General features: G+C 51.2%; 12 protein-coding genes. 6 read left to right on the forward strand and 6 right to left on the reverse strand.

The features are described from left to right. Nucleotides 1-105: 105 nt before the first annotated feature. Entirely contained in the window at nt 106-1,701 is a 1,596-nt protein-coding gene (locus tag FH871_RS18580) for a M28 family peptidase (RefSeq protein ID WP_138992912.1), read from the reverse strand. Nucleotides 1,702-1,831: 130 nt separating this feature from the next. After that, nucleotides 1,832-2,824, reverse strand: a complete 993-nt coding sequence (locus FH871_RS18585; RefSeq protein WP_138992913.1) for a lysylphosphatidylglycerol synthase transmembrane domain-containing protein — start codon at nt 2,822-2,824, stop codon at nt 1,832-1,834. A 146-nt stretch (nt 2,825-2,970) separates the two neighbouring features. On the opposite strand from FH871_RS18585, the gene FH871_RS18590 reads away from it, so the two are divergent. From FH871_RS18590 to FH871_RS18605, 4 genes are all read left to right on the forward strand, one after another. After that, nucleotides 2,971-3,690, forward strand: coding sequence for a glycosyltransferase family 2 protein (locus tag FH871_RS18590; protein ID WP_138992914.1), 720 nt, complete (start codon nt 2,971-2,973; stop codon nt 3,688-3,690). Between the two features lie 3 nt (nt 3,691-3,693). Next, nucleotides 3,694-4,095: a DUF2304 domain-containing protein gene (locus FH871_RS18595; protein WP_138992915.1), complete on the forward strand. Its 402-nt coding sequence runs from the start codon at nt 3,694-3,696 to the stop codon at nt 4,093-4,095. Between the two features lie 67 nt (nt 4,096-4,162). Then, nucleotides 4,163-6,247: a hypothetical protein gene (locus tag FH871_RS18600; protein WP_138992916.1), complete on the forward strand. Its 2,085-nt coding sequence runs from the start codon at nt 4,163-4,165 to the stop codon at nt 6,245-6,247. Beyond that, nucleotides 6,240-7,298, forward strand: coding sequence for a glycosyltransferase family 2 protein (locus FH871_RS18605; protein ID WP_138992917.1), 1,059 nt, complete (start codon nt 6,240-6,242; stop codon nt 7,296-7,298). The genes FH871_RS18600 and FH871_RS18605 overlap by 8 nt, the downstream gene beginning before the upstream one ends. Before the next feature lie 3 nt (nt 7,299-7,301). Here the strand turns inward: FH871_RS18605 and FH871_RS18610 are convergent, their stop codons facing one another. The 3 genes from FH871_RS18610 to FH871_RS18620 are packed head-to-tail and all read right to left on the reverse strand — an operon-like array spanning nt 7,302 to nt 9,610. Next, nucleotides 7,302-8,006: a bifunctional 2-polyprenyl-6-hydroxyphenol methylase/3-demethylubiquinol 3-O-methyltransferase UbiG gene (locus FH871_RS18610; RefSeq protein ID WP_138992918.1), complete on the reverse strand. Its 705-nt coding sequence runs from the start codon at nt 8,004-8,006 to the stop codon at nt 7,302-7,304. Continuing rightward, on the reverse strand, nt 8,003-8,758 hold the full coding sequence (locus FH871_RS18615) for a bifunctional 2-polyprenyl-6-hydroxyphenol methylase/3-demethylubiquinol 3-O-methyltransferase UbiG (protein ID WP_138992919.1): 756 nt from the start codon (nt 8,756-8,758) through the stop codon (nt 8,003-8,005). Before FH871_RS18615 ends, FH871_RS18610 begins: the two co-directional genes overlap by 4 nt. A gap of 24 nt (nt 8,759-8,782) precedes the next feature. Beyond that, the gene (locus tag FH871_RS18620; protein ID WP_138992920.1) at nt 8,783-9,610 is read right to left on the reverse strand and encodes a glycosyltransferase family 2 protein; all 828 of its coding nucleotides are present in this window, start codon (nt 9,608-9,610) and stop codon (nt 8,783-8,785) included. Nucleotides 9,611-9,796: 186 nt separating this feature from the next. Here FH871_RS18620 and gcvP point away from each other — a divergent pair, with 186 nt between their 5' ends. Both gcvP and FH871_RS18630 read left to right on the forward strand, forming a co-directional pair. Continuing rightward, nucleotides 9,797-12,685: an aminomethyl-transferring glycine dehydrogenase gene (gcvP, locus tag FH871_RS18625; RefSeq protein ID WP_138992921.1), complete on the forward strand. Its 2,889-nt coding sequence runs from the start codon at nt 9,797-9,799 to the stop codon at nt 12,683-12,685. Nucleotides 12,686-12,894: 209 nt separating this feature from the next. After that, nucleotides 12,895-13,584: an outer membrane beta-barrel protein gene (locus FH871_RS18630; RefSeq protein ID WP_138992922.1), complete on the forward strand. Its 690-nt coding sequence runs from the start codon at nt 12,895-12,897 to the stop codon at nt 13,582-13,584. Between the two features lie 105 nt (nt 13,585-13,689). Here FH871_RS18630 and FH871_RS18635 read toward each other — a convergent pair whose 3' ends face one another. Then, nucleotides 13,690-14,349 (reverse strand): phosphatidylserine decarboxylase family protein, encoded by a 660-nt coding sequence (locus tag FH871_RS18635; protein WP_138992923.1) that lies wholly within the window; start codon nt 14,347-14,349, stop codon nt 13,690-13,692. Nucleotides 14,350-14,355: the final 6 nt, after the last annotated feature.

Here is a 14,355-nt window from a genome sequence, read left to right on the forward strand (position 1 = left end):
CAAAGTGAATCAGAAACATAAAAAAGTTGGCTACCGGCAGAGATCATCCTGCGATAGCCAACTTTTTTATGTTATCCCCGACGGAAAAATTTCAGACCAAAACCGTTACGGTTTGTTGCTGTCCACCACCAGTTTATTCTCGCGGTTCACAATTTCCCAGGCAGTATAAAACACCAGCCGGGCGGATTTTTCGGCCAGCGTGAAGTTGATCTTCTCGACGTCGTCGCCGGGGCGGTGGTAGTCGGCGTGGAGGCCGTTGAAGTAAAAAATAATGGGGATTTTGTGCTTGGCAAAATTGTAGTGGTCGGAGCGGTAGTAAATCCGTTGCGGATCGCTGGGCTCGTTGTACTTGTAATCCAGCTCCATCATGGTGTATTTCCGGTTCGCATCTTCGCTGATCTGGTGCAATTCAGACGATAATTTGTCGGAACCGATGACATAAATATAGTTGTCGGATTTGCCTTCGTGCAGATCGTCGACGCGGCCCACCATGTCGATGTTCAGATCACAGACGGTTTTTTCCAGCGGCAAAACCGGACTCATGTCCGTGTAATATTCTGATCCGAGCAATCCTTTTTCTTCGCCCGAAACCGTCAGGAACAGCATGCTCCGGCGCGGGCCGTGCCCTTCGGCTTTGGCTTTGGCGAAGGCCTGCGCAATTTCAATCACCGAAACCGTTCCCGAACCGTCGTCGTTGGCGCCGTTGTTCACTTGCCCGTCCGGATTGACGCCAATGTGGTCGTAATGCGACGAAATCACCACAATTTCGTCCTTTTTGTCGGAGCCTTCCAGAAATCCGAGCACGTTGCTGCTTTCCAACTGCACATCTTTCCGCTCCGCTTTCAGGCTGATTTTACCTTTCAACGCGCCGGAATTGGTCTTGCCGGTTTTGTTGATTTTGGCCACCGCGCTCTGCAATTTGGCCGTTGTCGTATTAAGAACAGCTGCGGCCATGTCCTGCGTGATCAGGAACGTTCCGACGGCTCCGATCTTTTCCATGGCCGGTCGGAGGCTCAGGCGATTGAACCGGCCCATGAGCGCACTCCGTTCGGCCACCAACCGGCGGTAGGCTTCCGGCGATTCGGCCGAAACGATGAAGATTTGCTCGGCACCCTTGTCCTTGGCAATCGTAACTTTTTTCCGCAGACTCTCGTCATTGCTCCAGTCCGAGGCTTTGTCCGAATTGGAAATCACATAATTCCCGTTCGCCTTTTTGGGTTCACCTTCCAGAATGACGACGGCTTTTCCCTGAATATTGATTTTCGCGTAGTCGTTGTATTTGTCGGTCAGGATGCCGTAGCCCGCAAACACGGTTTCTACCGACGCTTCCTGCATCACGCCAAACAAGCCGTTGACAATGAAATCTTTGGGGTAGGTATACGTTTTTCTGTCGGCCTTGACGTAAAAATCGCCCCAGGTTTTCTGGTACAGCTTGAATGGCTGAAAATAGCCGGTTTTCCCGTCGTCGGTTTTGACGATCGCTTGCAGATTTTCAGCCGCAAACTGTTTGGCAATGTAATCGGCGGCTTTCCGCTGTCCTTCGGTACCGGTTTCGCGGCCCTGCATATCGTCGGCAGCCAGCACGCGCAGGTGTTTTTCGAGATCAGCCGCCGAAATGGTGTTGGCATAATCGGTGGCGGTTTGGGCCGTCGCTAAGTGCGTAATCAGCAGCAAACCGGCACTATACTTCAAATATTTCATCGGGTTGTTGTGAAGAAAATGACAAATCAAAAAAGCAGGAACAGACAATCGCCATCCCTGCTTGTGCAAAGATAAAACGAAATTACGGGTTAATTATGTTAACGTCGGTTCGCTGTTCATATCCGATTCGTCAGGCTGCCTTCCCTCGGTTTTTGGCCAGAATAAACGGAACGATCAGGAAACTCAGGCTGCTCAAAACGAGATTGATTCCGAAGCCCACGGCGTGCAGAAACGTGGCGACAACGGCTCCCTCGGCGGACGAAAAACCGTAGAGCACCAGCACCCGGCTGACCAGAAAATGGTAGGTTCCGATGCCGCCCTGGGTAGGCACCGCCAGTCCGCCGAGCGAGCTAACCACCAGGATCGTCAGGGCTGCGGTGGGCGGTAGAGACCGGGTGCTGTCCAGCGCCATCAGGAGCCAATAGGTGCTCAGCCAGGAAAAAAACTGACTTAACACTGTTAGAAGTACAAACAAATAAACATTTGGGAGCTGCCGAATGGCGATAAAACCCTTCCAGAGTCCCTTAACACTGTTAGCTATTTTGAGGGCAACCGGATGTTGTTTTATGTTGAAAATCAGTAACATACGCCAGAGGACGACGCCTGCCAAAACCAGAAAGGCCAACAGGACGCCCGCCAGAAACCAGGCGGATTTGTCCGGTATGCGGAACGACAGGCCGGACACATAGCTCCTGGCGCGGTTTATTTCGAGCAGAAAGGTCAGCACCAGCACCAGCCCCAGCATCATTAAGTCGATGATTCGCTCGGCCACGACCGAGCCAACGCCCTGCGAAAACGGCACATTGTCGGTTCGTTGGAGTGTGACGCAGCGGGTTAGTTCGCCGGAGCCCGGCACGATCATGCTGGCAATGACACCCGCCAGTGTGGCGACCGTGGCCCGGAATGCCGTCGGAAAATACCCGAGCGCCAGCAACGGCTGCTGCCAGCGTTTTCCCCGCACCAGGTAGATCAAAACCGTGAGCAGCGCCACCAGCGCAATCCAGCCATAGTGAGCCTGCCGGAACTGCCGCCCGATGTCGGCGAATGAAATGTCCTTCAGCGCATACGCCAGCAGGGAAATGGCCAGAACAAAGGGCAGGGTGGTTTTGAGAAGTGGCTTCATTCAGTTTGACTAATCGGCTGTAAGATAGGGAAACATCGGATAATTTATGGCACATAATTTGACCCAAATCGTGCGTCCTGCTACCTTTGAAAATCGCGTAGCGGATTCCGGCTATAACTCGTCCAACGTTCTGCCTAAGAAAGAAAATGAAGTCACTTCGGGTGCTGGTGGTGGTTCCGTGCTACAACGAGCAGCGTTCGGTCGCTGCGGTTGTGAATGATATTCACTGGGTGAAAACCCGGTTTGGCTTGTCGCTGGATACGCTGGTGGTCAATGATTGTTCAACCGATAACACGATGGCCGTTGTCCGCACGCTGGACTGTCTGCACCTCGACCTGCCCGTGAACCTCGGCATTGGTGGCTGCATGCAGGCCGGTTACAAGTATGCGTACCGAAAGGGGTATGACATCGCGGTTCAGATCGATGGCGACGGGCAGCATCCCGCCGAAGGGCTGATAAAGCTGCTGCGACCGCTGTTCGACGATCAGGCTGATGTGGTCATTGGTTCCCGGTTTTTAGAACGCCAGGGGTTTCAGTCGTCGTTTGTCCGGCGCATCGGGATTCGGTATTTTCGCTGGCTCAACCAATTGCTGATTCGTAAAACCGTCCACGACAGTACATCGGGTTTCCGGGCGTTCAACCGCAAAACGATTGAAATTGTCAACCGCTATTATCCCGACGAATACCCGGAACCGGAAGCCATTGTGCAGTTTGGATTGCATAAACTACGGCTGCTGGAAGTGCCGGTTTTGATGGAAGAACGGCAGGGGGGAACCTCGTCCATTGGATGGATTCAATCGGTCTATTATCTGTTTAAAGTGACGTTGGGTACCCTGTTTGTTTACATTCGTTTACGAAAAATTTAGCTCATGCAATCGCTGCCCATCACCATCCAGCTTTTTAGTATAGTTGGCACCCTGATTTTCATGGCCTTCATTGCCCGGCTTATTGTTAGAGGAAAACTCCGGGAAGAATATTCCTTTGTGTGGATTGTTTGCGCAATCATTTTGCTCGTTTTTTCGGTCTGGCGTGATGGATTGACGCAGATCTCCCGGCTGTTGGGTGTTTTTTATCCCCCATCGCTCATTTTTTTAATGGCTATTTTTGCTATTATCTGTTTCCTGGTGCATTTGTCGGTAGTCAATTCTAAATTACAGCATTCGATCAAGGAATTGACCCACGAAATAGCGATTTTGAAGAAGGAAGTAACGGATATGCAGGCCCCTGATAATTTTGTGGTAGAGAATAAAAAAAAAACCAGTGCAACGTGAGCTTTGGTCCGTTTAACCCCATCAATCGAAGAGAACCAGCAGCTTTATAAAACCATACCTTGCGGATATGTCTAAAAAGAAGAAAATACCGGCCACCTCACAACCCAACCTGACCCGAAGCGTTCCCAATCATCAACCGATCGATTCCTCAGCAAGCCGATCGGTGGTTTCACCTGAAACAACAACCGTCGGTATTACCAGTCGCAAAAGCTTTGAACTGATTGCCTTCGATAAGCGTCTAAAACGGTTTATTGGCATTTGTGTCGGTTTTTTTCTACTGCTAACGCTGGCAAAAATCCATTATTCATCCATTCCATACTGGAATCAGGTCATTCCGGACGGGTCAGATCCCCGGCGGGGGCTGATTTCCGGCAAACCCCTCCCCATCCGCATTGATGAGTGGGGCGTCTCAACCCCGTTCATCCTATCCCAGATTCAGAATGGTTTTCCGTTGGAGAATCCGGCCATCGGCGGGGAGCGACCTGCATTGGTAGGCTATTACCCGGTGAAACATTTCGTGACTATCTTCCGCCCGGATTACTGGGGATTTTTTCTGCTGAGTCCCGAACAGGGCTTTGCCTGGTGGTGGCAGTTCAAAGTGATCGGCTCGCTGGTGGCTTTGACATTACTGCTGCTGCTGCTGACCCGCAACAACTTCTGGCTTTCGGTTTTTGGCGCGTTCTGGCTGGTTTTTTCCAGCGGAATTGCCCGGTGGTCGTTCTATCTGCTGCCCAACCTGTTGCCGGGTGCATTGCTGGTGGTTGCTTCGATTTATCTGTTTTATGGTCGGTCGGTCAAAACCCTGCTGGTGAGTGGATTCCTATTCGTCTGGGCTTTTGCGGCCTTTGCCTTGGCGTTGTATCCGCCTTACCAGGTTCCGCTGGGGTATTTGCTGGTATTTCTGCTGGTGGGGTACGTCTGGCGCGAATTTCATAAAGAATGGCTATTTGATAAGTTACCAGCCAAACTCCTTACGTTTGGGACCGCTTTTGCGCTTTTGGGCGTCATTTTGTACACGTATTACGGAGACGCCAAATCATCCATCGATGCGATGAGCCATACCGTGTATCCCGGCCAACGAAGCGAAACGGGAGGGACAGGTTTCATTGCCAACTGGTTTTCAGAATATTATAGCTGGTTGGTCGACGATGCCCGTTTCCCAAAAGAATGGTTGAATATCTGCGAACTATCTCATTTTATCACCTTTGCACCGGTTATTTTTCTTTCTCTCCTGCTGCTGTTCGTTTACTCACGCAAAGTCGATCCGCTGCTGATGGCGGTCTCGTTGTTCGTTCTCATTTTCTGGGCCTGGATCGAAGTGGGCTTTCCGGATTGGCTGGCCAAAATTACCCTGCTCAACACGAGCCCTACCCGCCGGGCTCAGGTACCTTTCGGGGTGGGCAATGTCTTTCTGACGCTCTTGTATCTTGATTACGTCCGTAAACACCCGATCAAGGTTAGTGGCCTGGTATCGGCACTGTCCATCGGGGGCGTTGTTGCGCTGATGGTTTATGCCGCAGTGTTGAATCTCAACGATTCAAACGGTTTCTTTAAAGCGCATCAGATCTTTCTTCCGACGCTCTTTTTTGCCGCACTTTCGGTGCTGTTGCTGCCTTTCTGGCGATTTTCTTACCAAACCGTCATTTTCTGTAGTGCCATTTTTCTTTTCGTGTTACCGGGTCTCAAAGCCAATCCTGTTTCCAAAGGACTCGCCCCCCTGACTGATCATTTGCTGTATAAAAACATTCGTGAGCTGCATGAACAGGATACCAAAGCCCGCTGGGTGGTCATTGGAAGCCAGTACATTACCTACCTGGTGTCGGCAACCGGCGTCAATCAGTTGAGTGGCGTAAAGAATCTGCCGGATTTTAAAACGATGCGGGTGCTGGACCCCACGGCCAAACGGGATTCGGCGTATAACCGGTATGCCCATACAGTGTATTACACCTACATCGACGGCCGGGATTCGACGGTGATCAATAACACATTTGAGGACAGTTATGCAGTAGGTGTTGACCCCTGCTCACCCAAGCTCAAAAAGTTGAACGTCAAGTATTTTGTCTTTGACCGCGCACCTCAGCCCGCCGAAATCCGTTGTCTGCGTCAGGTTCGGAAGTTGGGCAGTATCGAGATTTACCGAATCAATGACTGAGCAAATCGTTGGGCTGAATACCTGGATTATCATCGTCACCTACAATCACCGGGCGTATCTGCCAGCGTTGTTTGAGTCGCTGGCCCAACTGACGCATCCGCGTTTTCATATTCTGGTTATCGACAACGGTTCCAGCGACGAGACCCCGGCTTTTCTGCGGGGTCTTTCCCGATCCGTAGAGGTCATTTACCAGGAAAATAATACCGGTTTTTGTGATGCCAATAACCGGGGAATAGCCCAGGCCTTTGCCGACGGAGCCGACGTGTGTCTGCTGCTCAATCCGGATACGGAAGTGACGCCGGATTTTCTGAGTCTGCTTGAGACAAGTTATCAGGAACAGCTCCAAAAAGGCGTACAGGTGGGTTTGCTACAACCCGTTATTCTGCATCGTCGGCAGCCTGATTTGCTGAATACGGCGGGGAATGCCATGCATTACCTCGGTTTTGGCTGGTGCAAAGACAACCTGATTCCAAAACCGGTGTATGACCACGACCCGGAAATCGGCAGCGTGAGTGGTGCCTGCCTGTATATGCCCAAGCCGTATTACCAGCAGGTCGGCGGTTTCAATTCGATTTTTTTTGCTTATTCAGAAGACCAGGATGTAAGCTGGCGGGGGCTTCTTCAAAACTACCGGCATTTTTGCGCTTCAAAAGCAGTTATTTACCATGATTACCATTTCTCCAAAAGCACCGCCAAATGGTACCACGCGGAGAAAAACCGGCTGATGGTTGTCCTGCAAAATTATGAATTCAGAACCCTCCTGGTGTTAGGACCGGCACTGGTTGGTATTGAACTACTCATCCTCCTGTATTCAATAGCCGGGGGCTTTTTCACCAAAAAACTAAAGGGCTATCGTTTTTTAGTCCAACACCGAAAGCACATCCAGCGAGTCCGAAACCAGGTTCAAGCCAAACGAACGGTTTCCGATGCTGCCATCTGGAACCGGTTTAGCGATGAACTGGTTTTTTCCGAGATCCAGAATCCCCTCCTTACCTGGATCGTAAACCCGGTTTTAAAGGGCTACTTCGCCCTGATCCGCCGGTTGCTTTAAGCGTTATTTTTTGCGAAAAATACACTCATAATTCATCGTAAACTCGCGTTTCCGGTCGAGCGGATCGAGCAGGAAAAAGAGCAAAGCGATGAGAAAATTGAGGGGGAAAAAGGCAACTACGGCAAACAGAAAACCGGGTTGCCCGAATGTGTTTTTAAACAAAGTCGGCAGGCTCCACGCCAGAAAAAAGCCGATCACCAGAAACCGCCCGCCCTGGGGCCGGATTTCCACTACGTCAAAACCGTGGTCATCGGCGTAGGCCCGTAGCGCAAATTGCGTAAACCGGTGGAAATCGTACGGTTGCTCGTGTTCTTCCCAGCTTTGGGGCACCGTCAAAAACAACAAACCGCCCGGTTTTAAAACCCGCCCCAGTTCCTGAATGACTTTCTCCGGATAGCGAACGTGTTCCAGAACCTGCGTACAGAGCACAAAATCAACCTGTTCATTAGCAAGCGGTAATTCATCGGCAGGGCAGATGTAGTCGATACCGGCCGAATACCGATGGTGGTCGGTCGTTCCGCACCAGTCGGTACTGAGGTAGCGGGCGTGTGAAAAAAACGGCTTATACTGGCATTCGCCCGCGCCGACATCCAGCAGCGTCGTACCGGCGGGCACCAGTTGGGCCACGCGCCGGATGTAGCGACGAATCGACCAGACGGCGTAATTCATGACAGGGTTAAAAAAGACCAGCCGGACCAGTGGATTCATGATTTGGATAAAAGTTTCTTGATGGTGGGATTGATCGTATGGTAAAACGAATGAAAGTGATTGTAAATAAACTGTTCGATGGTGAAGAACAGGCGGTAAGGCAAACTGGCATACGTTTTATAAACCAGTTCGTGCATCACGTAAAAATCAGGCGAAAAACGCGGAAAAAAGCTGAATCTCTGATCGTAAAGCTCTTTTTTGATGACTAAAAACAGGTTTTGGCGATACCACCACGCCACTTCCTGATGAGGCATCAACTGCCACCGGATGCCGTCCGTAAAAACATACCCCTCAGTCTCGAATTTTTCGGCCCAGTAAGCGGGCCACTGCTCATTGATGTGTTTAAAACCACCCTGTTGGGGAACGGCGGCACTAAAAACAATCACATCGGACAGGCCGGTAAGCGATTGGACAATCGTGGTCGCCGAAGCCGGTTTCAGGTGTTCGACTACTTCCATACAGGTAACCAGGTCGTATCGCCGGGCGGAATTGAAAGGGGTATTCAGGTCATATTCAAGAAAATTCCGGGAAGGAATCAATAGGCGGGAAACATCCTGCCCCCCGCCGTCGACGCCTAAAATCTGGCTTATGCCCTGTCGTTGCCATTCGGCCAGCCACGTACCCCGGCCGCATCCAATGTCGGCAACCGACTGGGGTTGAAATAGCTTGATTAACAGCTGAATAATCGTTTCGGCTGACCGGCGGGCGTTCGTTTCAATTTCGGTATGATAGGCTTGGTTGTAGTCAGACATAAGAAGACGGGATGAGCCGTAAGATCAAATCGTTTTTTTGAAAACAGGATGAAAACGCAGCAGCCATTTCTCGGGCAAAAAAGAGACGGCCAGATACTGCGCCAAGACGATCAGGCGGGCTGATAAGGACGGTTTTGTAACGGGGTATTGAGCGATTTCCCGCCGAATCTGGAAGTATTCCAACACTTTCTTTTTAATGCCGGATTGGGTGGAACTCTGACCGGAAACGCGGTACGAAAGTAAAATTTCCGGAACATTGGCCAGCTTTTTACCCTGTTTAATGAGCTTTAATTGGGTGTAATAATCGTTGTACCAGGTATATTTTGTTTCGTAAAACGGCCCCGAAGACGGCTCGTTTCGGAAGAAAAAGGTTGGGTGCATGATGGCGTTTTTCCAGTACAGGTTTCGGCAAATCTGCGCATGATCCAGGTCCGGCTTCCACGTCCGGAAAACCGTTCCGGTTGCGTCGATATAATTGGCCCAGGTACCACACAGAAATACGTCCTGATGCGCTTCCAGAAAGGCAAGCTGTCGCTCCAGCCGGTTGGGCCGGGCCACATCATCGGCATCCATAATGGCAATGTAGGCACCTTTTGCCCGTTGTATTCCCATTTCTTTGGCTAAATCGCCCGCTTTCCCAAGCGGTTTTTTATTGGTGATGGCTTGAATGCGGGGGTCCTGCTCCTGATATCGGGCGATGATCTGTCCTGTTCCGTCGGTAGAGCCATCATTGATCAGGATCATTTCAAAATCCGTTGTGGTTTGGTTCAGGATGCTTTCAATAGCCTCTGCCAGAAATCGTTCGCCATTATAGACCGGCATGACGACCGATATTTTTGGATGTACAGACATGATAAAAATTTCTTTTTACTCCCGAAAATTTAATAATTACAGGATAAAATCAAATCGTGGCCGGATTCGTCGGTGGGAACCAATCGGGTTCATTTATTCTTTGTATTTTTGTATTTATGTCATTGCTTTCGGCAACCGCAATTTAACCCGGTTATCTCAATCGCTTTCAATCACACTTCACTGGTAATGAAGCTCGACCTACACTATCAGGAACGTTTCGAAGACCGTCACAACGGCTCGGATGTTTCACAAACGAATGCCATTTTGAAAACCATCGGAGTCGATTCGGTGGACGAACTCATCGACCAAACGGTTCCGGCCCTGATCCGGCTCGAAAAACCGCTCGATCTGCCCGAAGCCAAATCCGAATACCAGTTTCTGGCCGATTTTAAAAAGCTCGCTCAGCTTAACAAACTGAATAAATCCTACATCGGCACGGGCTACTACGATACCATTACGCCGAACGTCATTCTGCGCAATATACTGGAAAATCCGGCCTGGTATACTGCCTACACACCGTATCAGGCCGAAATTGCCCAGGGTCGGCTGGAAGCCCTGCTGAATTTCCAAACCGTCGTCATCGATTTGACCGGGATGGAAATCGCCAATGCATCCCTTCTTGATGAGGCCACGGCTGCGGCCGAAGCCATGCACGTGCTGTATGCCCAGCGTCCGGGGGCCAAAAAGAATGCCACGACGTTTTTCGTGTCGGAAAACTGCCATCCGCAGACCATTGACGTCATCAAAACCCGTGCCACGCCCCTGAACATCGCCGTTCAGGTGGGCGACCACCGGCAGGTTAACATCACGGCCGACGATCTATTCGGAATGTTGCTGCAATATCCGGCGTCCGACGGCGAGGTGTTTGATTATACCGATCTCATTACAGCGGCTCATGAGCAGAATATTTTTGTGGCTGTTGCCGCTGATTTGCTAAGCCTTACCCTATTGACTCCTCCGGGTGAAATGGGGGCGGATATTGTGGTGGGTTCTTCACAACGGTTTGGCGTTCCGATGGGCTACGGTGGCCCGCACGCGGCCTTTTTCGCGACCAAAGAAGCGTTCAAACGCCAGATTCCGGGCCGGATTATCGGCGTTTCCATCGATGCCGAAGGAAATCCAGCCCTGCGGATGGCGCTGCAAACCCGCGAACAACACATTCGCCGGGAAAAAGCGACGTCCAATATCTGTACGGCACAAGTGCTGCTGGCGGTTATGGCGGGCAGTTACGCGGTTTACCACGGTCCGCAACGGCTTCGGGCCATTGCCGAACGCATCCACGGCATGACCAAGCTGTTTGTGACGGTTTTACGCTGGAACGGCTATAAGATTCAGACGCAGAATTACTTCGATACCGTTACGGTCGAGGTGGACGATGTGGAATCGTTGCGGAAGTCGGCCCGGACGGCTGGAATCAACCTGCGGTATCTGGACGACGAACGGGTTTGCGTTTCGTTCGATGAAGTAAAAACCGTCGAGGATGTGGTTCAGTTGCTGGATGTTTTCGGGATCTGTGCCGACATGGATGCCGCCATCGAAACCCTGGCGATCAACTGGCCGGAGCGACTGATCCGTCAATCGGCGTATCTGACGCATCCGGTGTTCAATACACACCATACCGAGCACCAAATGCTGCGGTATTTGAAATCACTGGAAGAAAAAGACCTTTCGCTGGTGCATTCGATGATTTCGCTCGGCAGTTGCACGATGAAACTGAATGCAACCGCTGAAATGATTCCGGTAACTTGGCCCGAATTTGGTGGCTTACACCCGTTTGCGCCGAAAGATCAGGTGATGGGCTACCAAAAACTGGTCGATGATCTGAGTAAATGGCTGAGCGAAATTACCGGTTTTGCCGGCATGTCGCTGCAACCGAACTCCGGGGCGCAGGGCGAATACGCGGGTCTGATGGTGATTCGTGCCTACCACGAAAGCCGCAACGACGGCCACCGGAATGTGTCGCTGATTCCATCGTCGGCCCACGGCACGAACCCCGCCAGCGCGGTGATGGCCGGGATGAAAGTCGTAATTGTGAAGTGTGATGAACGCGGCAACATCGACGTGGCCGATCTGCGGGCAAAAGCCGAGCAGTACAGCAACGACCTGTCATGTCTGATGGTGACCTATCCATCCACACACGGTGTTTTTGAAGAAACGATCAAGGAAATCTGTGATATTATCCACGAGCACGGCGGTCAGGTATACATGGACGGTGCGAACATGAACGCGCAGGTGGGTCTGACGAGTCCGGCGACCATCGGGGCCGATGTTTGTCACCTGAACCTGCACAAGACGTTCTGCATTCCGCACGGCGGTGGTGGACCGGGCATGGGGCCGATTGGGGTGGTTGAACATTTGATGCCTTTCCTGCCGGGTCATGCCGTGGTGGAAACGGGCGGCAAGCAGGCGATTCACGCGGTTTCGGCGGCTCCGTACGGTTCGGCCAGCATCCTGACGATTTCCTACGCGTACATTGCCATGATGGGCGGAGAAGGGTTGACGAATGCGACCAAAACCGCCATTCTGAACGCCAATTACCTGAAAGCGAAGCTGGAAGAACATTATCCGATTCTGTATACCGGTAAAAACGGTCGTTGCGCGCACGAAATGATCGTCGACTGCCGGCCGTTCAAAGCTGCGGGGGTCGAGGTGGAAGATATTGCGAAGCGACTGATGGACTACGGTTTTCACGCGCCAACGGTTTCGTTTCCGGTGCCGGGCACGATGATGATTGAGCCGACGGAATCCGAATCGAAAGACGAACTCGACCGGTTTTGTGAAGCCCTGATCAGCATCCGGGCCGAAATCCGGGAGGTGGAAGAAGGCAAAGCCGACAAAGCCAACAACGTTCTCAAAAACGCCCCGCATACCGTCAACGTGTTCATCGCCGATGATTGGAACCGCCCGTACAGCCGCGAAAAAGCTGCCTTCCCGTTGCCGTACGTGAAAGCCCGCAAATTCTGGCCGAGTGTCAGCCGGATCGACAACGCGTATGGTGACCGGAATCTGGTCTGTGCGTGTTTGCCGGTGGAAGAATATGCACAGGAAGCGGTGGAAACAGAAACGGCGTCGTAAGTTTTTAAATTAAAGAAATGGAAAAGCCCTCGTCTGGTGTCAGGCGGGGGCTTTTTTTGTTGGTTTAGATTTTGATCGTACCTGTAATGGAGTTGCAAAGCCGGTGTCGTGCGGTCATAAGAAATGTTAAAAAGGAAATTCCTTACAACCTTTCAGGAGGGGGCTTCCTCTTTCGTAAATAAATCATATTAATCTATTTACGAACATCTATGAAAGCGCTACTCTATGTCTCCCTTTTGGCCGTTGCCACGCCAACGCTCGTGTTTGGCCAGGGCCGGTTTTCTGTATCGGCGATAATCTCACCCACGCAACGAAAGCTGGATGTAATCTCTAAATTTTACGATAGTACACCCGATGTCAGCAGTGCCAGGGTAATCGCCAACGACAAAGGCGGAACCGTGGGGCTGACGGCGAACTACCAGTTTCATCGCAACTGGTCGGTTTCGTCGGGATTATGGTATAACCGCTCGACTGGACACATGGATTTTCAGGCCTTTAAAAACGAAATTGCTTATGACCCAGAACCGACCCGCCGAACGATATACAACAATTTGCAACTACCGGTTTTAATTAATTTTTCGCCTTCCAAACCCCGCTTATCACCCTATTTATCAACGGGTTTGGTCTTCAATATGAATTATCGGAGTGCCATTGGCCCTTACCCAAATGCGAATGACCTCACCGTAGCGCGTTCAAACGAAGTAACCACGAATGTTCTGGTAGGATTGGGAGCGCAGTATCGAATCAATTCGAGATGGTCTGTGATTGTTCAGCCAACGGCTTTGTACCGGTTGCAAAAGCTCAAATCAAAATCCAATGGCTACCTAATGCGGCATGAGTATGGCCATTACCGGGACTGGCAGGTAGGCGTGCAGGCTCAGGTGAAGTACACGTTCTAAAACTTGAGTTTCAAAAAAACCGCCCGGTTCCATGAGAGCCGGGCGGTTTTTGAATTCATTTCGAAAATAGGATTTTCTAGGCTTCAGCCATATGCAAAGGAAAGACTACAAATCCGCCACCACCGTCACCCCGCCTTTCGTCTTCTCGCCAATCTTTACTTTGACCTCCGCATCCAGCGGCAGGAACAAATCGACGCGGGAACCGAACTTGATGAACCCGAGCTCGTGGCCCTGCTCAACCTGCTGCCCTTCTTTGGCGTACCAGACAATCCGCCGGGCCAAGGCCCCGGCAATCTGGCGGAGGAGAATTTCGGCTCCGTTTTTCGCCTTGATGACGACCGAGGTCCGCTCATTTTCGGTGCTCGATTTCGGATGCCAGGCAACTAAATATTTCCCGGGGTAATATTTGACGTATTTGACGGTGCCGGTGACGGGGTGAAAATTGATGTGTACATTCAACGGCGACATGAAAATGGAGACCTGCCGACGCTGTCCTTTAAAGTATTCCGGCTCGTTCACCTCCTCGATCACCACCACCGTGCCGTCGCAGGGCGAAATGACGTGCTTGTCGTTCAGGGGTGTGGTTCGGCGTGGTTTCCGGAAAAACTGCAATACCAGGAAAAACAACACCAGACTGACAATGAGAATGAGTGTGCTGGCGGTTTGGTTGCCGGTAAACAAGTAGAAGATGGATAAAATGTTGACTCCTAACAGAATCAGGGCTGTCCAGAACAAAATTTGATATCCTTCCTTGTGGATGGTCATACGATT

Origin of the sequence: Larkinella sp. C7, from assembly GCF_006149005.1 — a bacterium.
In the GTDB taxonomy this organism is placed as follows: domain Bacteria; phylum Bacteroidota; class Bacteroidia; order Cytophagales; family Spirosomataceae; genus Larkinella.

Bases quoted from the DNA above. Each gene is read 5' to 3' on its own strand.
- FH871_RS18595 (WP_138992915.1), top strand. From the start codon at position 3,694: ATGCAATCGCTGCCCATCACCATCCAGCTTTTTAGTATAGTTGGCACC.
- FH871_RS18585 (WP_138992913.1), bottom strand. From the start codon at position 2,824: ATGAAGCCACTTCTCAAAACCACCCTGCCCTTTGTTCTGGCCATTTCC.
- FH871_RS18620 (WP_138992920.1), bottom strand. From the start codon at position 9,610: ATGTCTGTACATCCAAAAATATCGGTCGTCATGCCGGTCTATAATGGC.
- FH871_RS18635 (WP_138992923.1), bottom strand. From the start codon at position 14,349: ATGACCATCCACAAGGAAGGATATCAAATTTTGTTCTGGACAGCCCTG.
- FH871_RS18630 (WP_138992922.1), top strand. From the start codon at position 12,895: ATGAAAGCGCTACTCTATGTCTCCCTTTTGGCCGTTGCCACGCCAACG.
- FH871_RS18610 (WP_138992918.1), bottom strand. From the start codon at position 8,006: ATGAATCCACTGGTCCGGCTGGTCTTTTTTAACCCTGTCATGAATTAC.
- FH871_RS18615 (WP_138992919.1), bottom strand. From the start codon at position 8,758: ATGTCTGACTACAACCAAGCCTATCATACCGAAATTGAAACGAACGCC.
- FH871_RS18590 (WP_138992914.1), top strand. From the start codon at position 2,971: ATGAAGTCACTTCGGGTGCTGGTGGTGGTTCCGTGCTACAACGAGCAG.
- FH871_RS18605 (WP_138992917.1), top strand. From the start codon at position 6,240: ATGACTGAGCAAATCGTTGGGCTGAATACCTGGATTATCATCGTCACC.
- gcvP (WP_138992921.1), top strand. From the start codon at position 9,797: ATGAAGCTCGACCTACACTATCAGGAACGTTTCGAAGACCGTCACAAC.
- FH871_RS18600 (WP_138992916.1), top strand. From the start codon at position 4,163: ATGTCTAAAAAGAAGAAAATACCGGCCACCTCACAACCCAACCTGACC.
- FH871_RS18580 (WP_138992912.1), bottom strand. From the start codon at position 1,701: ATGAAATATTTGAAGTATAGTGCCGGTTTGCTGCTGATTACGCACTTA.